This is a genomic window from Ruegeria sp. R8_1 (genome assembly GCF_017743815.1).
GTDB lineage: Bacteria > Pseudomonadota > Alphaproteobacteria > Rhodobacterales > Rhodobacteraceae > Ruegeria > Ruegeria lacuscaerulensis_A.
In genome coordinates, this window is the sequence record NZ_JAGHRL010000006.1 from 234,915 (window position 1) to 255,923 (window position 21,009).

Annotated in this window: 21 protein-coding genes and 1 riboswitch; of the genes, 13 read left to right on the forward strand and 8 right to left on the reverse strand. The window is 58.6% G+C overall.

What is annotated here, in order from left to right; genetic code table 11:
- Positions 1 to 183 precede the first annotated feature (183 nt).
- Positions 184 to 1,917 (forward strand): serine protease, encoded by a 1,734-nt coding sequence (locus tag J7380_RS15130; protein WP_209196596.1) that lies wholly within the window; start codon positions 184 to 186, stop codon positions 1,915 to 1,917.
- 47 nt (positions 1,918 to 1,964) lie between these two features.
- On the opposite strand, the gene J7380_RS15135 is transcribed toward J7380_RS15130, so the two are convergent.
- The gene (locus tag J7380_RS15135) at positions 1,965 to 3,539 is read right to left on the reverse strand and encodes a thiamine pyrophosphate-binding protein (RefSeq protein ID WP_209196597.1); all 1,575 of its coding nucleotides are present in this window, start codon (positions 3,537 to 3,539) and stop codon (positions 1,965 to 1,967) included.
- Positions 3,539 to 4,987, reverse strand: a complete 1,449-nt coding sequence (locus J7380_RS15140) for a TrkH family potassium uptake protein (protein ID WP_209196598.1) — start codon at positions 4,985 to 4,987, stop codon at positions 3,539 to 3,541. Before J7380_RS15140 ends, J7380_RS15135 begins: the two co-directional genes overlap by 1 nt.
- On the opposite strand from J7380_RS15140, the gene J7380_RS15145 reads away from it, so the two are divergent.
- Complete coding sequence (locus J7380_RS15145; RefSeq protein ID WP_209196599.1) at positions 4,986 to 5,444, forward strand: hypothetical protein; 459 nt, start codon at positions 4,986 to 4,988, stop codon at positions 5,442 to 5,444. The genes J7380_RS15140 and J7380_RS15145 overlap by 2 nt on opposite strands.
- A gap of 33 nt (positions 5,445 to 5,477) precedes the next feature.
- On the forward strand, positions 5,478 to 5,651 hold the full coding sequence (locus J7380_RS15150; RefSeq protein ID WP_209196600.1) for a hypothetical protein: 174 nt from the start codon (positions 5,478 to 5,480) through the stop codon (positions 5,649 to 5,651).
- A 395-nt stretch (positions 5,652 to 6,046) separates the two neighbouring features.
- Here J7380_RS15150 and folE2 read toward each other — a convergent pair whose 3' ends face one another.
- The gene (gene folE2 / locus J7380_RS15155) at positions 6,047 to 7,150 is read right to left on the reverse strand and encodes a GTP cyclohydrolase FolE2 (RefSeq protein ID WP_209196601.1); all 1,104 of its coding nucleotides are present in this window, start codon (positions 7,148 to 7,150) and stop codon (positions 6,047 to 6,049) included.
- 171 nt (positions 7,151 to 7,321) lie between these two features.
- Positions 7,322 to 8,512, reverse strand: a complete 1,191-nt coding sequence (gene metZ / locus J7380_RS15160; RefSeq protein ID WP_209196602.1) for an O-succinylhomoserine sulfhydrylase — start codon at positions 8,510 to 8,512, stop codon at positions 7,322 to 7,324.
- Between the two features lie 63 nt (positions 8,513 to 8,575).
- Positions 8,576 to 8,653, reverse strand: a riboswitch (SAM riboswitch).
- Between the two features lie 91 nt (positions 8,654 to 8,744).
- On the opposite strand from metZ, the gene J7380_RS15165 reads away from it, so the two are divergent.
- Positions 8,745 to 9,722 carry an alpha/beta hydrolase gene (locus J7380_RS15165; RefSeq protein ID WP_247742578.1) on the forward strand — a complete coding sequence of 326 codons (978 nt, stop codon included), beginning with the start codon at positions 8,745 to 8,747 and terminating at the stop codon, positions 9,720 to 9,722.
- 23 nt (positions 9,723 to 9,745) lie between these two features.
- Positions 9,746 to 10,435: a glutathione S-transferase N-terminal domain-containing protein gene (locus J7380_RS15170; RefSeq protein WP_209196603.1), complete on the forward strand. Its 690-nt coding sequence runs from the start codon at positions 9,746 to 9,748 to the stop codon at positions 10,433 to 10,435.
- An 18-nt stretch (positions 10,436 to 10,453) separates the two neighbouring features.
- On the opposite strand, the gene J7380_RS15175 is transcribed toward J7380_RS15170, so the two are convergent.
- A complete protein-coding gene (locus J7380_RS15175) occupies positions 10,454 to 11,314 on the reverse strand; it encodes a DUF2189 domain-containing protein (RefSeq protein WP_209196604.1) in 861 nt (286 codons plus the stop codon).
- 112 nt (positions 11,315 to 11,426) lie between these two features.
- On the reverse strand, positions 11,427 to 11,801 hold the full coding sequence (locus tag J7380_RS15180; protein WP_234899408.1) for an OB-fold nucleic acid binding domain-containing protein: 375 nt from the start codon (positions 11,799 to 11,801) through the stop codon (positions 11,427 to 11,429).
- Positions 11,802 to 11,928: 127 nt separating this feature from the next.
- Between J7380_RS15180 and J7380_RS15185 the strand changes: the two genes are divergently transcribed.
- Positions 11,929 to 12,252: a 2Fe-2S iron-sulfur cluster-binding protein gene (locus J7380_RS15185; RefSeq protein WP_170482635.1), complete on the forward strand. Its 324-nt coding sequence runs from the start codon at positions 11,929 to 11,931 to the stop codon at positions 12,250 to 12,252.
- A gap of 92 nt (positions 12,253 to 12,344) precedes the next feature.
- Positions 12,345 to 13,043, forward strand: a complete 699-nt coding sequence (locus J7380_RS15190; RefSeq protein ID WP_247742579.1) for a VCBS repeat-containing protein — start codon at positions 12,345 to 12,347, stop codon at positions 13,041 to 13,043.
- 106 nt (positions 13,044 to 13,149) lie between these two features.
- On the opposite strand, the gene purD is transcribed toward J7380_RS15190, so the two are convergent.
- Positions 13,150 to 14,412 (reverse strand): phosphoribosylamine--glycine ligase, encoded by a 1,263-nt coding sequence (purD, locus tag J7380_RS15195; RefSeq protein WP_209196607.1) that lies wholly within the window; start codon positions 14,410 to 14,412, stop codon positions 13,150 to 13,152.
- Positions 14,413 to 14,487: 75 nt separating this feature from the next.
- On the opposite strand from purD, the gene xseA reads away from it, so the two are divergent.
- Positions 14,488 to 15,981: an exodeoxyribonuclease VII large subunit gene (gene xseA / locus J7380_RS15200; protein WP_209196608.1), complete on the forward strand. Its 1,494-nt coding sequence runs from the start codon at positions 14,488 to 14,490 to the stop codon at positions 15,979 to 15,981.
- Positions 15,982 to 15,988: 7 nt separating this feature from the next.
- Here the strand turns inward: xseA and J7380_RS15205 are convergent, their stop codons facing one another.
- Complete coding sequence (locus tag J7380_RS15205; protein ID WP_209196609.1) at positions 15,989 to 16,384, reverse strand: hypothetical protein; 396 nt, start codon at positions 16,382 to 16,384, stop codon at positions 15,989 to 15,991.
- A gap of 133 nt (positions 16,385 to 16,517) precedes the next feature.
- Here J7380_RS15205 and J7380_RS15210 point away from each other — a divergent pair, with 133 nt between their 5' ends.
- The 5 genes from J7380_RS15210 (at position 16,518) to J7380_RS15230 (ending at position 20,812) form a co-directional block, all read left to right on the forward strand.
- Positions 16,518 to 17,156: a lysoplasmalogenase gene (locus J7380_RS15210; protein WP_348539111.1), complete on the forward strand. Its 639-nt coding sequence runs from the start codon at positions 16,518 to 16,520 to the stop codon at positions 17,154 to 17,156.
- A gap of 58 nt (positions 17,157 to 17,214) precedes the next feature.
- The gene (gene ftsY / locus J7380_RS15215) at positions 17,215 to 18,396 is read left to right on the forward strand and encodes a signal recognition particle-docking protein FtsY (protein WP_209196611.1); all 1,182 of its coding nucleotides are present in this window, start codon (positions 17,215 to 17,217) and stop codon (positions 18,394 to 18,396) included.
- 87 nt (positions 18,397 to 18,483) lie between these two features.
- Positions 18,484 to 19,386, forward strand: coding sequence for an EamA family transporter (locus tag J7380_RS15220; RefSeq protein WP_209196612.1), 903 nt, complete (start codon positions 18,484 to 18,486; stop codon positions 19,384 to 19,386).
- A 16-nt stretch (positions 19,387 to 19,402) separates the two neighbouring features.
- Complete coding sequence (locus tag J7380_RS15225) at positions 19,403 to 20,023, forward strand: inner membrane-spanning protein YciB (RefSeq protein WP_209196613.1); 621 nt, start codon at positions 19,403 to 19,405, stop codon at positions 20,021 to 20,023.
- Between the two features lie 120 nt (positions 20,024 to 20,143).
- Positions 20,144 to 20,812 (forward strand): Crp/Fnr family transcriptional regulator, encoded by a 669-nt coding sequence (locus J7380_RS15230; RefSeq protein WP_170750606.1) that lies wholly within the window; start codon positions 20,144 to 20,146, stop codon positions 20,810 to 20,812.
- The last annotated feature ends 197 nt before the right edge of the window (positions 20,813 to 21,009 follow it).

The following is a 21,009-nucleotide window of genomic DNA, read 5'->3' on the forward strand; positions in this document are numbered from 1 at the left end:
GGGCGCCGGTTCCGGTGGGTTTTTCCTTTCCTAAGCAAGGGGCCAAGGGGCGTCAACGGCACAAGTGGTCTCGCCTGTCACTGAGCGGCCACACTGTAAATTCCCCGTATTCGGGGCATGGCAATCCACACCCCGGATCGCGTAGTCTGCGCCGCAGAAAAACACTGCGGACATGGGCAGACAATGACACGCATATTTACGGCAATTCTGTTTCTAATTCTCTTCGGCCTTCGCGCCTCGTATGCGCAACAAGACACAGGGGTCTGGGTTCAGGTTGAAGCCCGCCCGACTTTGGCCGCAGCACAAGAGCGCGCGCGGGCGTACGCAGAAGTATTGCCTGATGTGAACGGCTTTCGCTTGAATTCTGGATGGTATGCCATTGTTATTGGACCTTATTTACGCGGCGACGCCGAGCAAGTTCTGAGTGTTTACCGCTCCGAAGGGCAAATCCCCGCGGACAGCTACATCACGTTCTCGAACGTTCTGGGGCAGCAGTTCTGGCCCACCGATGCGGCCCTGTCAGAACCGGAAGCTGTAGCGCCACCGGTCGAACAACAGCCCGATCAGCCCGTGGCCGGGCTGACACCGCAAGCCTCGGACGAAACCCGGTCACAGGCATTGCAATCAGAGCGCCGTCTGACGGCTCAGGAACGCAGGAATCTGCAGACCGCTTTGCAAGCCGCCGGTTTCTACAACGCAACAATCGACGGCGCATTCGGGCAAGGCACCCGGCGTTCGATGGCCGATTGGCAGCGTTTCAATGGTTTCGAGGCGACGGGCGTTCTGACCACGGCACAGCGCGCAGCCCTGATGGACGCCTATAACGCACCTTTGATCAACGTCGGGATGGCGCGCCATTCGGATATGAAGGCGGGGATTGATTTGGATCTGCCGTTGGGCGTGGTCTCGTTTGACCGTTACGAGGCGCCATTCGTGCACTTCACGAACAGTACCGATCTGGGCGCAAAGGCGCTGCTGATCAGCCAGACCGGTGACAAGAACACGCTGCGCGCTTTGTACGAAGTCATGCAGTCGCTAGAGATCGTCCCATTGGAAGGGCCGCGTCAACTAAGTGGCAATAGCTTTACCCTTGAAGGACGTGGAAACGATATCGTTTCCTATACCGAGGCGCGTCTGGACAATGGGCAGATCAAGGGCTTCACGCTGATTTGGCCTGATGGAGATGACGCCCGGCGGATGCGGGTACTGGCCGCGATGAAAGCCAGCTTTGCAACGAACAACGCCGTTCTCGACGCCGCGGCTGGCGAAGATGCTGAACAGCGGATCGATCTTGTGTCTGGCCTTCAGATACGCAAGCCTCGCCTGTCACGGTCCGGGTTCTTTGCCGACACCAACGGCACCGTACTTACTGTGGCCGAGGCGGCAGACAGCTGCGCCCGTGTGACTCTGGACGGAGATCAGGAACTTCAGGTCGCCTGGCGGGATTCCGACCTAGGTATCGCAGTTCTGCAACCGCGCAGCGCATTGGCCCCGCTAGGCGTTGCTGAATTCAGCGCAGACGCCCCCCGTATTCAGGCTGAAGTAGCAGTGTCTGGCTTTTCGTACCAAGGCGCATTGGGCGCGCCCACGCTGACTTTCGGCCAGATCGCCGATGTGCGCGGGCTGAACGGGGAAGAAGGCGTGAAGCGCCTAGCCCTCGCGGCTCAGCCCGGTGACGCCGGAGGCCCTGTATTCGACGGGAACGGTCAAGTGGTTGGTATGTTGTTGCCGACCCCATCCGACGGTCGCACCCTGCCCGCTTCGGTCAGTCTGGCGGCGACGGTATCCAGCCTGAACCAGATTTTGGACAAAGCGGGCGTATCCGGCGTATCCGGTCAACCGTCCTCTCAGATCTCACCTAACGAGCTGAACCGTCGGGCAACCGGAATGACGGTGCTGGTCCACTGTTGGGACTGATCCCGCCTCAATCAATTCAACGCCGCCTTCAGAGGCGGCGTTTTTAGTTACAAAATATCTGGCGTGATCCGGATGAGCGTAGGGCCTTGCGCATCAAAAGCGGCGCGGACGGCAACCTGCATGTCTTCAAGACTGACTGGCTCTGCGGACCGGGCACCGAAGGCTTCGGCCAGCTTGCAAAAGTCGGGGTTCCGCGCCACAACCGCGTTCGGCGCGATCTGGCTGCGGACCATGCTGTCTTCGATCTCTCTCAGCTTGCCATTGTCCCAAAGGATAATGGGAAGAGACAGGCCAAGTTCGACTGCAACGCCCAGCTCCATCATCGTGTAATGGAACCCGTAGTCTCCTGCGAATACAGCCGTAGGTTTGCCGCGCCGTGCCACTGCGCCTCCGATCCCGGCGGGAAGGGCATAGCCTAGCGTCCCAAACCCGGTGGGATGATGCCAATGGTAAGGGAAGGTCATGTCCCAGACCTCTTTGCCCACATAGGCAAGCTGGGTCATGTCCGAATAGACCATTGTCTCGGCCGGCATCGCCTCGCGCAGCGCGTCCAGCACGGGGACAATGCCGGGGCGTTCGGCGTCCACTTCAATCCGCCATTTCGCGCGGGCTTGCGCCACTTCATCCTCGGTCCAGCCAGTTGCCGGTTTCACATGGTCGATCGCCGCCCAAAGCGCATGGGCAAAACTTTCCCCATCCACCTGCAGTTTGACCGCTGCACGGTGGCGGTCCGACAGTACAGCCGGATCCAGATCGACCCGGATTAGGTTGCCGGAATGCCCCAGATCGTCGCGCCACAGATCAACCTCGCCCAGTTCGGCCCCAACCACGACAACCAGATCGGCCGAGGCAATGACCTCGGCGCTGCTGGGTCGGGGCAGATAGGCACCAAAATCAAGCGCATAGTTCAACCCGGCCATGCCACGCCCCGCATAGGTGGTGAAACAGGCTGCCCCCAGTTGGGTCAGGATCTGCCGCCACAGGTTGGACCGCGTCCCGCCCCCAAGGATGAACAAGGGCCTGCGGGCGATATTCAGCATCGACATAACCGACGCGACGTCCGGCGGCGCGGCTTTGGTGCGCAGCCCCGGTTGGTTGGGAAACGGGGCCGGATCTGCTTCGGCCTCAAGCTGCTTGATCGGCACCTGAATATGCTTGGGACGCGGGCGCGACAGTTCGAATTCCTCAAAGGCGCGCTCGACCAGCCCGTAGGCGGCTTGGGCCGAATTTGCCTGCACCGACCAATCCGCAACCGTTTCAGCGGCCCCGCGCTGGTCCTTCATCTGATGCAACTGGCCCTTTGACGCCTCGGTCTCGTCCAGACATGAGGACAGAACCAGCATCGGTACCGAATCCGAATATCCCTGCCCCATCGGTGTCATGATGTTGCACAGGCCCGGCCCGGTAATCACATAAGCCACCCCCGGTTTGCCTGTTGCACGGGCATATCCGTCAGCCATAAAGCCCGCGCCTTGCTCGTGCCGGGCCAGAATATGAGTTATGCCCGCCTCTTCGATCCCGCGGTACATCTCCTGATTATGCACGCCGGGGATGCCGAAAATCACATCCACACCGCGATCCCGAAGCATATGCGAGATTTGTGCGCCGAGGGGTCTTTTCATCAGCTTCTCCAGAATTGAACGGTGAACAGGGCGTAAACAGCCAGCAGCTCAAGCCGCCCAACCAACATCCCGATGGACAGCAGCCACTTGGCCGTATCGCTGAGCCCAGCAAAATTACCCGCCGGGCCGATTTGATCCCCCAAACCCGGTCCAACATTCGCCAATGCGGTCGCAGCTCCTGAAACCGAGGTGATAAAGTCCAACCCGGTCAATGCAAGGGCCCAAGCCAGAACGCCCATCGACAGCACAAAAAACATGAAAAAGCTCATGACCGAGGTCAGAACATCGGTACTGATGGGGCGCCCATCATATAAAGGCATAAAGACCCCGTGCGGAGACCGGATCCGACGAATCTGCGTTTTGATGGATGCAAATAGCAACTGATAGCGGAAGACTTTGATCGAACAGGCTGTCGAGCCCGCGCAGCCCCCGATCAGACCGATCAGAAAGAACACCATCACCGGAAAGCTGCCCCATGTCATGTAGTTGACGCTGGCGTATCCGGTTCCCGAGATAATGGAGGTGATGTTGAACAAGGACTCGCGAAATGCCTGTTCCCAATGATGCGGAAAGACCAAAAGCAGAAAGACCGTCATCACGGCGACCAGCACCAGAATGGTCGCCAGAAACGTGCGGATCTGGCTGTCTTTCCACAATGAGCTTGTATTGCCGTTCGCCAGCTGGACATAGCGCACAAACGGCAGTGCTGCCAAAATCATGAATACCGATGCTGCGTATTCGGTAGGCCCGGAAAACGTTGCAAAGGACGCATCATAGTTCGAGAACCCGCCGGTTGCGATCGTTGTCATCGAATGCACAACGGCGTCAAAAAAACTCATTCCAAAACCGGCGTAGACCAAAACGCAGACAAAGGTCAGAAACACATAAATCAGTGATATCTGCCCTGCGATTTCTTGCGCGCGAGGCAGGATTTTCCCCATGGTTTCAAATCCTTCCGAGCGGAAAATCTGCATCCCGCCCACCCGGAGTTCGGGCAAAAACACCATGGCCACAACGATAATCCCGATGCCACCCAGCCATTGCAGGACGCCGCGCCACAAAAGCAATCCCTGCGGCAGATCATCCAACCCCGTGATCACGGTCGAGCCGGTGGTCGTCAGCCCCGACATCGCCTCAAAATAAGCATCGACGAAACGAAGCTCGGTCGCCCCAAACAAAAATGGGATGGCACCAAAGAACGGCAGCGCGACCCAAACCCCTGTTGTCAGCAAAAAGGTCTGACGGATCGTCAGACCTTCGCCCACACCGTTCGAGCAACTCATCGCCAGAATAACGCCGGTCAGGACCGTAATGATCCCACTTTCAAGGAAAACATGCCATTCGTCGCGCCCTTCAATCAGGTCCGCGATCAAAGGCAGCACCATGGTCGCCCCAAGAATGGCGACTAATAGGCCAATCACATATCCAACCGGGCGTATATCCGTCATGAGGCGCAGCGTTGGCGCGCCTGCACGACTGTGTCAAGCGGATGCCCCGATTTACTTATCGGATTTATTGGCAGCAGCCGGCATCGCAGGCGGCTTCGAAGGGGCACGACGGCGTGCAGCAGGCGCAGACGCCGGTTTCTCTGCAGCCGGTTTTGCGGCCGTGGATTTCGGCGCCGCAGCTTTGGGGCCCACTTTGGCCGGAGTCGGCTTGCCTGACGTCGCTTTGGTCGGGGCCGTTTTGGGCGCCGGGGCTTTAACCGGAGTCGATTTGGCCGGTGCTGCTTTGGCTGTTGTTTTCGGCGCGGTCGGCTTGGATGCCGCAGGCTTGGTAGCCGCCGGTTTCGGTGCCGGTTTCGCTGTCGCAGGTTTCGGCGCAACAGATTTCGTCACAGGTCTGGCGGCGGAAGGAGCCTTAGCTGCAGCTGTTTTCGCCACCGCAGGCTTAGCCGGTGTTTGAGCGGGTTTCACCGCCTTGGCCGGGGCCGGTTTTGTGACAACACGTTTCGGTGATTCGGTCGCTGCCTTCGCTGCGGGTTTGGCCTTTGCAGCCGGTTTCGGCTTAGTAACCGGAGCTGCAGTTGCCTTGGAAGCTGGTGCTGTGGTCTTGGTCGCAGGTTTCGGCGCAACAGGTGCGGGCAATGATGAAGACGCATGCAAAGCTTGAACGGGAACGAAAGGCAGCTCCATCGCCGAGCACGCCAGAATGTGCATGATTTTCATCTGGTTGCTGACCGCATAGCCCGCCATTCGAATGGCGGCAGCCTGAAATTCCAGCGGCTGGGTAATCGGATTCATACGTAGTTACTCCTCTGAAAACGACGCAGCCTGCATGACGGTAAGAAGCCAGAGACGCCGCGATGTTTCGGGCACCCTTCGGTGTCGCTCTGTTTCAGGCGTTGCACGTGTCGGCTTCCTTCAGAAGTGACCCTTGCCGCAATCAAACGGCGCAGTCACGGCTGCATTCGGCCTCAGTCTACTTGAAAGACCGTGCGCTTGCAGCATTTTTTGCTGCGCTGCGGCAAAAACGTGCCGTAAGTTTGAAGTTGAGACTTTTTGACCTCACCCTACGTGGAAAAGGGTCGCAAACAATTTCGGGTCAATGCTGGCGGATACGAAGGTCGGGCCTTCAGTCAGGACCGAAACCGCATCGTGGCTGTGAAGGCTTTCCTGATGGCTGGCGACCACGCGGAAATCACCGACGTGATGATCGGCCAGCAATTCGGCACAGAACAAACGCGCGGCGTCCTCGACAAAGATCGGGTTGGCGGCGTTCAGCTCGGCAAAAGCCTGTTCATCCTCGCGCTTGACCATGACCTGCGTTTCCGTGGGCACTGCGCGACGGCACAGAGCGATCAGGTCCTCGAACCAAAGACAATCGGCGTCGCAGTCCACCACGACCGAAATTCGCGCGACCGAACGCTGTGAATGAGGTGTCGCCAACTGCCCCCGCGTCGCACGCGCATGTTCGCTGAGCTCCAGCGAACACGGGCAGGTCGAGGAATAGACATAGTCCAGATGCATGATCTTCTGGCGAACGCCGTTCTGTTCGACCAGTTCCAGCGCGATGTCGTAGTATTGATAACCTTCCAAACCCGAGCGCAGGCTTTGCACCTTATCAGGGAAGGAAAACCGCATCTGGATACGTGCATCAAAGCTGTCCAGATCGGTCATGTAATCATCCAGCGCGGCTTCCATCACCTCAAAGCTGAAGGTGCGCTCGGCGTGTTTGTAGAAGGACCGCATGATGCGGGACATGTTGATGCCCTTCTTTTCCGCCTCGAGGCTGACTGACCCGGTGACCGAGGTCTCAAGGGTCAGATCCTCGCCCTCTTTGCGATGAAAGCGGATCGGCAGGCGGAAATTGGAAATGCCCACATGCTGAATTTGCTGCTTTGCCCCCCGGATCAGACTAGAGGGGCCGTTTTGCAGGTCGGGCAGCGTGGCGCGATATGCAGCATCCACCTCGAACCCTTCGGGATACTCACGTGACAGCGACGGGTAATTCACAGGCACCAGGCCCGGCACCAGACGTGCGATTGCCGGATCAAGCTGGCTGATTTCGGCCTCTGTCGCGCTTTCGGCCCACTTGCGCAGCACTTTCAGCGCGGCTTCGGCCTGATCATGGTTTGGGGCGTCGTCAATGTCACGGGGATGCACGTTCATCGATCAGAGTTCCTCGGGGTTGGTCGCCGGAGTATATACGGGCTCGGCGCGTTTTCCAGTTTATCCGTATACGCCGGAAAACACAGCCCGGATCGAATTTTGGTGCGGAATGAGCGATTTACTACCCCGCACACATTTCTTTGACCCGGGAATACCTGATTTGACGCACCGCTATTGTTGAGAAACGTCCAATGCGCGCCCGATATCGGCAAGCAGGTCATCTGCATCCTCAAGCCCGACCGAAAAACGGATCAGACCCGGTGTGATGCCCAACTCGTCCTTTTGCGTATCGCTCAGACGCTGATGCGTGGTCGTCGCCGGGTGCGTGGCAATTGATTTTGCATCACCCAGATTGTTCGAGATCACCGGGATCGTCAGCGCGTTCAGGAACTTGAAAGCCGCGTCCTTGCCGCCCTTGATATCCAGCGACAGAACCGTGCCGCCCTTGCCCCCCAGTTGCGTCTGCACCAGCGCATTCTGCGCGTGGGTTTTCAAACCAGGGTACAAAGTGCGTTCCAGCGCCGGATGCCCCTCAAGCGCCTCGGCGATGATCTGAGCGGATTCAGCCTGCGCGTTGACGCGCAGCGCCATCGTCTCAAGCCCTTTCAGCATCACCCAAGCGTTAAACGGGCTAAGCGCCCCGCCAGTGTGTTTTAAATAAGGTTCAACGGTGCCGCGGATGAAGTCCTTGGTGCCGATGATAACGCCGCCCAGCGCCCGGCCTTGCCCGTCGATATGTTTGGTCGCGGAATAGACCACCACATCCGCACCCTGTTGGATCGCGCGCGAGAACACGGGTGTCGAGAACACATTGTCCACGATGACTGTTGCGCCAACCGCATGTGCCAGCTTGGCGACGGCCTCGATGTCGATCACCTCAAGCGTCGGGTTCGACATAGATTCGAAAAACACCGCCTTGGTATCGGGACGGATCGCAGCCTGCCACGCGTCCAGATCGGTGCCGTCTACAAAACTCACCTCGACTCCGAAACGGGTCAGGATGTTTTCCAGAATATAAAGGCATGAGCCGAACAGCGCCTTGGCCGACACCACATGATCGCCCGCCTTCAGCATCGAGGTCAGCGCCGCATTCACAGCCGCCATGCCCGATGCGGTGGCAAAGGCGTCCTCGCCCCCTTCCAGAGCGGCAATACGCTGTTCAAACATGGACACGGTCGGGTTGCCGTAGCGGGCATAGATGAACTCATCCGGCCCGGTCTCGATAAAACGGGCCTCGGCCTGCTCGGCGGTATCATAGACAAAGCCCTGCGTCAGAAAGATCGCCTCGGACACCTCGTTATACTGACTTCGGCGGATGCCACCATGTACGGCTTGGGTGCGTTTGTTCCAGTTCTCGCTCATGTCATTCCTTCCGGCCCGGTTTGGGCGCGCAAATAAAAAACCCCAGACGCGGTCAAGCGAAAGGGGCCCTTCATCCTGACCTTTTAGCGGTGTTGTTTAGCGTGGCCCGCAATCCGGTATCAAATCGCCACGTGGTCTTGATGCCATTACGCCGCAGTTGCAAAGGCGTCAACCCTGACCGGTGCAACGTCACGGTTCTGTAACTTGTCTTTCACCCAATCGTCATAGCGTCATGACAGACGAGCACCACTACATCTTGTGTGAGGCTGAGCAGATGCCAATAGTCAGGATCAACGTCGAAGACGACCAGATTTCCCTCCATCGCAGCCCCCGTCCCGTCTATAGTGTGCTGCGGCGTACAAGGGATGTATCGGGCCCTGTCGTCATCATGACCCACGGGTATAAATACAGTCCCAACGACGCCAAAGCCTGCCCACATCGACATATTTTGGCCCTGAATCCGGATGGTACGTCCTTTGGTTGTCCAAGCTGGCCACAGCAGCTTGGGTTCGGCGCGGGGTTCGCTGATGAAGGGCTGGGGATCGCATTTGGCTGGAACGCCCAGGGGCCAGTATGGGCAGCGCGTCGTCGCGCCGTCGAGGCCGGTCGCGCATTGGCCGGGCTGATCCGCGATTTGCGTCGGTTGAACCCGGGAAGACCGATACATTTCATCGGCCATTCCATGGGTGTCGAACTGGCGCTTGAGGCTTTGCACCACTCTGGATCCGGGGCGTTGAACCGCATTATCTCGTTGACGGGGGCAGCCTACCAAAGCCGAGCGCTTTGTGCGTTGGACACACCGGCCGGTCGATCCGCGGAATTCGTCAATGTGACCAGCCGGGAAAACGATCTGTTTGACATGGCTTATGAATGGCTGATCCAGCCACCCCGAGGTGGAGACCGTAGCATAGGAACAGGGCTGCAAGCCCCAAACGCAGTCACGCTACAACTGGATTGTCCGCAAACTTTGGCCCATCTGTCCCGCGTCGTACAGCCAGTCGGCATGCCCCAGCGTCGCATCTGTCATTGGTCAAGCTATACTCGACCGGGCGTTTTGCGGTTGTATAACGCGTTGCTGCGCAACCATGATCGCTTGTGCCTCAATAGTCTGCGAACTGGCCTGCCCGACCTGCCAGCGCCACGCTGGTCACGGTTGTTTGCGCTCCCCCGGCCACACGCCCTCTTGCCCTTTGCGCAGAAAGCCTCATGATCCCCTCAAGCTGAGGAGACATTATGATCGATCTGTATTTCTGGCCGACGCCGAATGGCTGGAAGGCGTCCATAGCGCTGGAAGAAATGGACCTGCCCTACACCACCCACCTGATCAATATCGGCAAAGGTGACCAGTTCGACCCAGAATTCCTGAAAATCGCGCCCAACAACCGGATGCCCGCCATCGTTGACCCCGACGGCCCGGATGGAAGGCCGATCTCGGTTTTCGAAAGCGGTGCCATCCTGATGTATCTGGCACGCAAGACAGGGCGGTTCTACGGCAAGACCGAGCGTGAACGGATCGCTGTTGAGGAATGGCTGATGTGGCAAATGGGCGGGGTCGGACCCATGGCCGGTCAGGCGCACCACTTTTTGAAATACGCCCCGCAACTGGACCCGCCTCAAGACCTGCCCTATGCCAAGGATCGTTATCGCACCGAGGTTGGCCGGCTTTACGGCGTGCTCGACCGGCGGCTGGCCGAGAACGAATATGTCGCGGGCGATTTCTACTCCATTGCAGACATGTCGATCTGGGGCTGGGCCAGCCTGTGGGAAGGCCAGCAACAGGTGCTGGAGGACAAGCCACATTTCACCCGCTGGCTGGAAACCGTCGGTGCCCGCCCCGGTGTTCAGGCCGGTCGGGCGCTACATGCCGAATTGCGCGGGGACCATCGAGACAAGCAGTCGCAGAGCAATTTGTTCAAGCGGTAAATTAGGTCAAAAGCCTTGCTAACCTGCGGATGATGCGTGGTTTGTACTGACAGCAGGCGAATTATCCGCCACCGGCGGGACAGCCCGCTGGTACAGATGCCACGTCGTGTGCCCCAGAATCGGTAGTGTAAAAATCAGGCCCAAAAACGCCGGAACCAGCGACAGCAGCATCGTGACCGAGATGATCGCAGCCCAGCTCAGCATCACCACGGGGTTCTCGGTGACAACCCGGATTGATGTGAGCATGGCAGAGACGAAATTGGTCTCGCGATCCAGCAGCATGGGCATGGCAACGACAGTTGTCGAGAACAGGACCGCTGACAGAAATGCCCCTATGGCCGTGCCGACAGCAAGAAACGTCCAGCCCTGCGGAGTGAAAAATACGGTGTTCAGAAACCCGTCCAAGTCCGAAAAAGAGGCGTCCTGTAGGATAATCGCCAGCCATAGCCGAATCTGGTAAACCCACACCCAGAATATGAAAAGGGTAACAAAGGCCATCCAGCCCATCTCACGCTTTCGCTGATTGGCCATGACGGTCAGGATTTCAGACCATCCGAAGTCCTCTCTGTTTTGCAACCGGCGTGACATTTCGTACAGCCCAGCGGCTGCAAATGGTGCAATCAACGGAAAGCCGACAATGGCCGGAATGATCATCCAGATCTTGCCCAGCCAGACCATGACCCAAACCAGAAGAATTCCGAACACCGCATAGAACAGACCGAAAAAACCGCTCATGACAGGGCGCGCCAGAAAGTCAGAGAAGCCGGCTTTTAACGAGGCGGTTATATCGTCGACAGTGATTGTGTTGACGTCGGCCCTGTCCTGCTGCTGGGGCGTCAGGTCCTCTGGCGGTGTGGAATCTGCGGTTTTGGATGGCATGACACGTTCCTCCCAAAGCGTGGCGTGGTGGTCTGTCGGCGCGCCCAACATCTAATGATGAAATTGTGCATCAGCGCTGGCGTTTGGACAAGGCAGGAGTGTATGGCAGCGCCTAGGCTCCCTCCCCCCGTACCAACACGTCCAACATCCCCGAGATATCCTCGATCTCTTCCGCGATCACATGGGTCACGGAATGCGCCCGTTGCATCCGCCCTGTAACCCGCAACAACCGCCCCGAGATCACCGCGCGACGGAACGCCTCGTACATCGCGCGCCAGACCACCACGTTCACGATGCCGGTCTCGTCCTCAAGCGTCAGAAAGATCACGCCCTTGGCAGTTCCTGGTCTCTGCCGCAAGATCACCAGCCCGGCCACGGTCACACGGGCGTTATCGGGGGGATCGTCCAGCCGATTGGCTGGCAGGCAGGCCGGAGGGCGCGGCCAGTCTCGGTTTGGAACTGCACGGCGAACAGGGGCAACAAGCATGAGAACAAAAATAGAACACATAACAGGAATGTCCAGTCGCGGCATCCCGAGTCGCAAATGAGGGTGGAAAGACCTAAATGGCTTGACTAAGGAAGGTTTCGAACATCGTAAAAGGAAGACGCACGCAATGGCAAAGATCACCTATGTCGAGCATGGCGGTACCGAGCACACCGTCGAGGTCGCCAACGGACTGACCGTCATGGAAGGGGCCCGTGACAACAACATCCCCGGCATCGAGGCCGATTGTGGCGGCGCCTGCGCCTGCTCGACCTGCCATGTCTACATCCACCCCGACTGGGTCGAGAAAGTGCCTGCCAAGGACGACATGGAAGAGGACATGCTGGACTTTGCGTTTGAGCCCGACCCAGCGCGGTCCCGCCTGACCTGCCAGATCAAAGTCACCGACGCATTGGACGGTCTGGTCGTTCAGATGCCTGAGAAACAAATCTGATGATCTCCAAAGCGCCGCGCCGGCCCTCTCGCCTCTGGCAAGGCAGGTCTCGCGGCGCGCTGCTGACGGTGTGCTTGTGGCTGGCAGGGACAATGCCTCTTACAGCAGCAGACACGGTTACAAGGGCCCATTTCACCGATCCAACCACTCGCTATGCCCATGGTGTCCTGGGCGATTTCGTCGAATATGGCGGATTGGAGATGCGGATCGAAGACGCCTCATCGCAAGCCCCACTCCGCTTGCAACCGATATACGAATGGACAACACACTCCATCAAGCTTCCCCCGGACCGCGTATTCGAAGACCTCGAGCCTCGACTTGCCGATGTTGATCTTGACGGTACGAACGAGGTGATCGTTGTCGAATCCAGCGTTCACGAAGGCGCACAACTCGCCATCTATAACGCGCGCGGAGAAAAGGTAGCCGCCACCCCGCATATAGGCACCCGTTTCCGCTGGCTCGCACCAATCGGCGCAGCTGATCTGGACGGCGACGGCCATGTCGAAATCGCCTATATCGACCGCCCTCATCTGGCCAAAACCCTGCGCATCTGGCGATTCAAGGATGGTGCTCTTACTGAAATTGCCGCGCTTCCCGGCCTGACAAACCACAAAATCGGAGAAGACTTCATCTCAGGCGGCATCCGCAGCTGCGGTTCCCGCTCGGCACTCGTTGTGGCCAGTGCAGACTGGTCTCGCGTCAAAGGCGTCTATTTCCAAGATGGTTGGAAAACCACCGACCTTGGCCCGCTCAGAGGACGCAGCGACCTGACCGACGCGTTAAACTGCTGATCCGCCCTTCATCTGGCCATAAATATCTTGGGGGTGAGGCCGCAAGGCCGAGGGGGCAAAGCCCCCTTCCGTGAAAAATAGAGACGGGCGCAGCCCGGCGATCAGATCACAAAGCGCGCCAGCCGATATCGCGGCGAAAGAACCCGCCGGGCCAGTCGACCCCGTCCACCATCGCATATGCCCGGTCGCGCGCGTCCTGCAATGTCTCGCCCCGGGCCGTGACGTTCAGAACCCGGCCACCCGTGGCCAATACCCGCCCGTCTTCGACCTTGGTCCCGGCATGAAAGACCATGTTCTTGCTGTCCTCGGGCAACGCGTCCAGGCCGCCAATCACACTGCCCTTCTCATAAGAACCGGGATAGCCGTTGGCCGCCATCACAACCGTCAACGCGTGATCATCGGCCCAGTTCACCTGCGCCTCGCCCAAACGGCCCTCGGCTGCGGCGTGCATCAGATCCATCGCCTGCGCGCCCAGGCGCATCATCAGCACCTGACATTCGGGATCACCGAAGCGCACATTATATTCCACCAGTCGCGGCTGCCCGTCCTTGATCATCAATCCCGCATAGAGAACCCCCTGAAACGGCATCCCGCGCTTGTTCATCTCGGCCACGGTCGGCTTGATGATCTCTTCCATCGCACGGGCCTCGACCTCGGCGCTCAGGACCGGGGCCGGAGAATAGGCCCCCATCCCGCCCGTGTTCAGCCCGGTATCCCCCTCGCCTACACGCTTGTGATCCTGCGCGGTGCCGACGGACAGGATATCCTCACCATCACACAGAACAAACAGCGAGGCTTCTTCACCCTCCATGAATTCTTCGATCACCACCTCGGCCCCGGCCCCGCCAAAAGCGCCGCCGAACATGTCGTCAATGGCCTCCAGCGCGGTCGCCTCGTCCATCGCCACGATCACGCCCTTGCCGGCGGCCAGACCATCTGCCTTGACCACAATCGGCGCGCCCTGTTCGCGGATATAGGCCTTGGCGGGCTCGGCCTCGGTAAAGTGCCCATAGGCGGCGGTCGGCGCGCCCGAGGCGTCACAGATTTCCTTGGTAAAGCTTTTCGACGCTTCCAGCTGCGCCGCATCTGCCGAGGGGCCAAAGACCAGCACACCCGCTTCGCGGAGACGGTCCGCGACACCGGCGGCCAAAGGGGCCTCGGGGCCGACAATCACGAAATCAATCGCGTTTTCCTCGGCAAAGCTGACAACCGCGCCGCCATTTTCGATATCCAGCGCCGCGCACTCGGCGATCTGCGCGATCCCGGCATTGCCCGGCGCCACGATCAGACGGTCACATTTGGGGTTCTGCATCACCGCCCAGGCCAGGCTGTGTTCGCGTCCACCACTTCCGAGAATGAGGATATTCATGACTGCTCTCCGATCTGCTTGGCCTCGCCTTCCGCGCGTTCTAAGCTGGGCAGGCATTTGACACAAGGCGCTGAAATGTCCGACCTGCTTGACGACCCCATTCCCGGCCAAAACACCCCGGAATATACCGTTTCTGACATCTCGGGCGAGGTGAAGCGCACGCTTGAAGGCACGTTTGGCCGAATCCGTGTGCGTGGCGAGGTTGGGCGCGTATTCAAAGCACGCTCGGGTCATCTGTATTACGACATCAAAGACGACAAGAACGTACTCGCCTGCACCACGTGGAAGGGTCAGATTTCGGGCCTGTCCGTGGTCCCCGAGGAAGGGTTGGAGGTCGTCGTCACCGGACGTCTCACCGCTTTTGGCGCGCAATCGAAATACAACCTGAATGTCGATGAGGTCGCCGTCGCAGGCCAAGGCGCACTGATGGCGCTGCTGGAAAAGCGCAAGAAACAGCTTGAGGCCGAAGGGCTGTTCGCGCCCGAGCGTAAGAAACCCCTGCCCTATCTGCCGCAGATCATCGGCGTGGTGACATCCCCGTCTGGCGCAGTGATCCGCGATATCCTGCACCGCCTGCGCGACCGGTTTCCGCGCAAGGTGCTGATCTGGCCAGTGGCCGTGCAAGGATCGAACTGCGCCCCCGAGGTTGCCAATGCGATCAACGGTTTCAATCAACTGACACCCGGAGGTGCGCTGCCCCGCCCCGATCTGATCATCGTCGCACGGGGCGGCGGGTCGATCGAAGACCTGTGGGGTTTCAACGAAGAAGCGGTCGCGCGGGCGGTTGCGGCCTCGGAGATCCCGCTAATCTCGGCTGTGGGGCATGAAACTGATACAACGCTGATCGACTTCGTCTCGGACCGTCGTGCCCCCACACCCACTGCAGCCGCCGAACTGGCCGTGCCCGTTCGAATGGAGCTACTGGCCTGGACCGGCGAGCAAGGCGCGCGCCTGTCCCGCGCCGCGACCGATGCCGTGCAACGCCGCAGCCAACGACTGCGCGACTTGTCCCGCGCCCTGCCGCGCCCGGACAGTTTGTTGAACTCTCCACGCCAACGACTTGATTTGATTGCAGATCGCCTTACCCCAGCGCTGGAGCGCGGCGTGCAAAACCGCCAGTTGCAAGTGGTGCGGCTCTCTGCCCATCTGCGGCCCTCAACCCTGCGCAATCTTGTAAGCAGCCGACAAGAGGCGGTGCGCAACCTGTCCTCGCGCCTGTCACTGCGCCCCATCCAGCGTGAGATCGAGGTGCAGCGCCAAACTCTCTCGAGGTTAAGCGAACGGATGAGTGCGGCCCACACCTTGCGTCTAGACCGAATGCGGCAACAGCTTGAGGCAACGGACCGCCTGCGCGAAACGCTCAGCTACAAGGCGACGTTGCAACGTGGTTACGCCGTGGTACGAGCCGACGATCAAGTGATAACCACGAAGAAACAGGCTGCAAAACACGACGCGCTAGAGATTGAATTTGCCGATGGCATGCTCAACACAGGGCAGTCTAAGGTGCCGCGACCTGCGCCAAAAAAATCGCCTAAAAAAGACGCACCGGATCAAGGCTCATTGTTCTAAGTGGCAGTTAAACTCCGACCTCTGGCCCGAGGCATATCATCTCTTCGTCGATGTCCTCGGCCTCATACAATTCGGTCTGGTCGGGATTTCCTTCAAATTGAGCAATCAACCCAGCGCCAGACCGGGTAAAGCGCCAACATTGTGGATCAAGCCTGTCTTCATAGAGGAAACAGATCTGATCCTCCTGCTCATACCAGACGCCCTCTTTGCAGTCGCCATCCAAAAAGGACCAAATCACCCGACGGTTCGGCAGGTACCGTTCGACACCATAAACCTCGCCCTGAAACCCGTAAAACAGGGTTTTACCGCGCGTATAGTCATCGAACTCGGACCCGGACAGGGCCGTTTGGGCAACCACCGCCTGAGCGGAAAGGGCTAAAAGAATCGCGAAGTGTCTCAGCATGCACTCATTCTGTCAGAAGCCGGAAGACAAGGCCAATTACCATTGCGTCAGACCACCCTGCCCTGACGTAACCCGTTGAATTGACCGCATGATCATGGCGTTCTGGTTTCATCACCAACCCGGAGACCAACGCGTGACCACTGTTCTGCTGATTTTCGCATCCGCCTGTGCGCTGGCTTACATGCCAATGGCCCCAAAACCTGTCAGCACGGCGAGAACGTTTTTTAAGACCGCTTCAGTTGGCACACTGGCCGTCATTGCGGTTTTCAGCGGTGCGCCATTGCTCTTGTCGACGGCACTTGCCCTTTGCGCAATCGGGGATGCGTTACTGTCACGCGAAACGGACCAGACCTTCATGGCCGGTATCGGAGCGTTTGCCGCCGGGCATCTGGCCTATATTGCGTTGTTTCTCACGCATCCGTCCAGCGACCCGGCCCTGATTTGGGACCGACCTGCCATGTTCTGGTCGTTGATCGTTTTGGGTATTGTTGCCGCCACATTGCTGACCCCGCGCGCAGGCGACCTGAAAGGCCCGGTGCTTGCCTATATCCCGATCATTTTGGGAATGGGGATCGCGGTTTTGTCCCTACCGGATACAGACGCGCTGTGGTTGGCCCTGCCCGCTGCCCTTGCCTTCATCGCCTCAGACCTGATCCTGGCCACCGAGAAATTCCTTTTGCCCCCTAATCATCCATCTCGGAAACTTACACCCTATCAGATTTGGATATTGTACTGGGGGGCGCAGGTGGGGTTACTTCTGGCGTTTGCCTGACCCTTTGCAACCGCTGCGAATCCGCATTAGGTGAGGGGAACACCTGCGGAGACCAAAAATGGCGTTTTTCTCAAAGCTAAAGAACAAGCTTTTCAAATCCTCGTCCCGCCTTGAACAGGGGCTGGACGCAATCGTCGAGGATGGCGGCGAGGAAACAACAACCCCGGACCCGATCATACCAGAGCCCGAACCGCAGCCTGAACCTGTTCCGGAAGTACCTCAACCAACGCCGGAACCAGTAACCGCGCCACAACCAACACCCACCCCTGTACCCACGCCGCAGCCGGTCGAAACGCCCGACCCGTCGCCTGCCGATCCACAACCCGCGCCACCCCCTCCCGAAGCTACGTCTTCCAAAGGCGTGCTGGGGCGTCTGTTCGGCCGAAGTGAGCCAAAGACCGTTGTCCGCCGTGCGCTGGATGACGACATGCTGGAACAGCTCGAGGAACTGCTGATCGCCTCAGATATGGGTGTCGACACTGCCCTGCGCGTGACCTCGAACATGGCCGAGGGGCGGTACGGTCGCAAACTCTCGACGCAAGAAATCAAACAGCTTCTGGCGCAGGAAGTCGCCCGCGTCATGGAGCCGGTGGCGAAACCCCTTCCTATTTACCCAAAACGCCCGCAGGTGGTGCTGGTCGTGGGCGTTAACGGATCCGGCAAGACCACCACCATCGGCAAGCTCGCAAGCCAGTTCAAAACCGCCGGGAAAAAGGTCGTCATTGCCGCCGGAGACACCTTCCGCGCTGCCGCAGTTGAACAGCTGCAGGTCTGGGGGGATCGCGCCGGAGTGCCGGTCCTGACTGCTCCGGAAGGCTCGGACCCTGCTTCTCTTGCCTTTGACGCACTCACCAAAGCACAAGAGGAAGGCGCGGATCTTCTTATGATCGACACGGCGGGTCGCTTGCAAAACCGCACAGACCTGATGGAAGAACTCGCCAAAATCGTCCGTGTCATCCGCAAGGTCGACGAAACCGCTCCGCATAACACCCTTCTGGTACTGGATGCCACCACCGGGCAAAACGCACTCAGCCAAGTTGAGACCTTCCGCAAGCTGGCGGATGTGTCGGGGCTTGTGATGACGAAACTCGACGGAACGGCCAAGGGCGGGGTTTTGGTCGCGCTGGCCGACAAGTTCGGTCTTCCCATCCACGCAATCGGAGTTGGTGAACAGATCGACGACCTCGCGCCTTTCGATCCCGAAGAGTTTGCCGCAGCCCTGACTGGGCTGGAAATCTGATCCGCCCCTTCATCTGGCTAAAAATATCCTTCGGGGGTCCGGGGGTGGAAAACCCCCGGCTTCACCACCCGTGAAAGAGCACTTGTATTGAGCGACTGGCTGATATCACTGGAAGGCACCGAAGCAGGTCACCAGTTGGCACTCGCCCTGGCGCTTACGGCGGCCTTCCTGCATGCGGCGTTCGGGGCGTTACAAAAGGGGCGCCACGACCCCTGGATGTCGCGCGGGGCTATCGACGCCTGCTATTGCCTGATGGCTGCCCCCTTTGCGCTTTTTGTGGTGCCCTGGCCTGAACCCTACATGTGGCCCATCTTTGCCGTCGTGTGGGTGATCCACATCTTGTACAAAACGCTGCAGGCGTTGGCCTATACCAAGGGATCGTACACGGTCGTCTACCCCGTAGTCCGTGGCACCGGCCCACTGTTCACCGTCATCGGCGCTTATCTTTTGTTCGGTGAAACCTTCACCGGAACCCAATGGTTCGGAGTCGCCGTCCTTCTTGCCGGTATCTTCGGTCTGGCCGCCTACAACTTCAGATTTCTCGAAACAAATCGTGAGACGTTGGGCATTGCCCTTGCGCTGGCCATCGCGACGGGACTGTTCGTGGCGCTCTATACAACCTATGACGCCTACGGCATCCGCGCCACGGCGGATCCTTTCACGTTTCTGGCGTGGTTCTTCATGATCGACGGGGCTGCGATGCCCTTCTACGCATTTCTCAGATGGCGGGCCATGATCCATCGTCCGGCTCTTGGACCTTTGATGCTGCGCGGACTCGCCGGAGGTATCATCGCGCCGTTGTCTTTTGGCTCGATCATGCTGGCCACCCGACTGGACAAGGTTGGCGAAGCAGCTGTGCTGCGTGAAACCTCAACAGTATTCGCTGCACTGATCGGTTGGTTGATCCTCAAGGAAACCGTCGGCCCCAGACGGATTGCGTTGATGGCATTGATTGCACTTGGCGCCGTAATAGTTGAAATGGGCGGGTAAGCAGCAGGAATCCGTGATGACAGGCAAAAAAGAGATCAACCCTTTCCTGAAACAGGCGCTGGAGCTTGGGCCCCCGCTGGCCTTTTTTTTCATCTACCTGCGTCTGCGCGACGACAGCTTTGAATTCGCGGGAACCGAATACTCGGGGTTCATCGTGGCCACCATTATCTTCGTCCCGCTTATGTTAGGGGCAATGGCTGTTCTGTGGGCGCTGACCGGGAAACTCAGCCGAATGCAAATATTCACCGCGTTCATGGTGATCTTCTTCGGTGGTTTGACAGCATGGTTCAACGACGAGCGGTTTTTCAAAATGAAAACCACGCTGGTCTATGGGTTCTTCTCCGCGATCCTTGGCATAGGCCTGCTTCAGGGCAAATCCTACTTGGCCTATGTGCTGGACGAGATGCTGCCGATGCGGCACGAAGGGTGGATGATACTGACCCGCCGGCTGTGCGGGTGCTTCGCAGTTCTTGCTGTGGCGAATGAACTGGTGTGGCGGACCCTATCGACTGATCTATGGGTGAAAATCGAAACCTTCGCGTTTCCAATCGCGCTGATGGCGTTTTTAATGCTGCAATTCAGCATGTTGCAGTCTTACATGGAAGAACCCGACCAAAATGAAAATCAGGACGGCTGAAGGTTCAGAAGGTCACGGACGTCGCTCTGATACAAAATAAATGCACAAAAACCTTGGCTAAAGGCGTTTGCTGTGAAAAGTTGTGGGACCACTCACAATCCCTCGGGTTAAACCACCAATATGACGCCCTTTCCAAACACCGGCTTTCTGGCCGAGGCATCTGACCGGCTGAGAACCATGCTATCGGCTCAGGCGACCGAGATCTCCTTGACCCAAGGAGATGTACTTTTTGAACAGGGGGACGAGGGCGACGCTCTCTATGCGATCCTTGAAGGAACGCTTGAAGTCTCCTTTCTGGCGATGAGCGGCCGCAAGCTGTCTCTGACCCTTATGAAACCCGGAGAAGTGTTTGGTGAGATCGGTCTATTCGACAACGGCCCACGCACCGCCACCATTGCCGCCGCCGAACCGTCTCGGGTTCTTCGCGTCCGACGCAAGGACGTCATGAACCAGATTCGTCAGCACCCCGACCTTGCCGTTGATATGATCAGGCTGGCCGGATTGCGGATGCGTTGGATGGGCTCTCAGTTGAACGAACAAGTCTTTTTGCCGATGCCGATCCGTCTGGCACGTAAATTGCTGCACCTGTCTGACCTGCAAGGCGACGCAAGCAATCGCATCACCCTGTCGCAAAGCGAACTGGCTGAATTCGTTGGCGCAACGCGAGAGGCGGTGTCAAAGACGATCTCGACCTGGAAGCGGGACAAAGTGGTCGAGGCATCGCGCGGCGGCCTTAAGATCCACGACTTTGACGCGCTACGGGAACTTGCAGATTCTGATTTGATCTGACGGGCTGTGACCTGCTTCACATACTCTCCCAGTCGTTAAGACTATGTTAATAACTGTTACCGTAGGAGGTCAGAGAATCATCCCCGATATCTGTCCACTGACCTCTCCCTGTATCAGAGCCACGTGCCTTCCCCGGTGCGTGGCTCTTTCTATTGGCCAGTCCCAAAAAAGTGCGGAAAACAAAAGGCCAGAGCGTT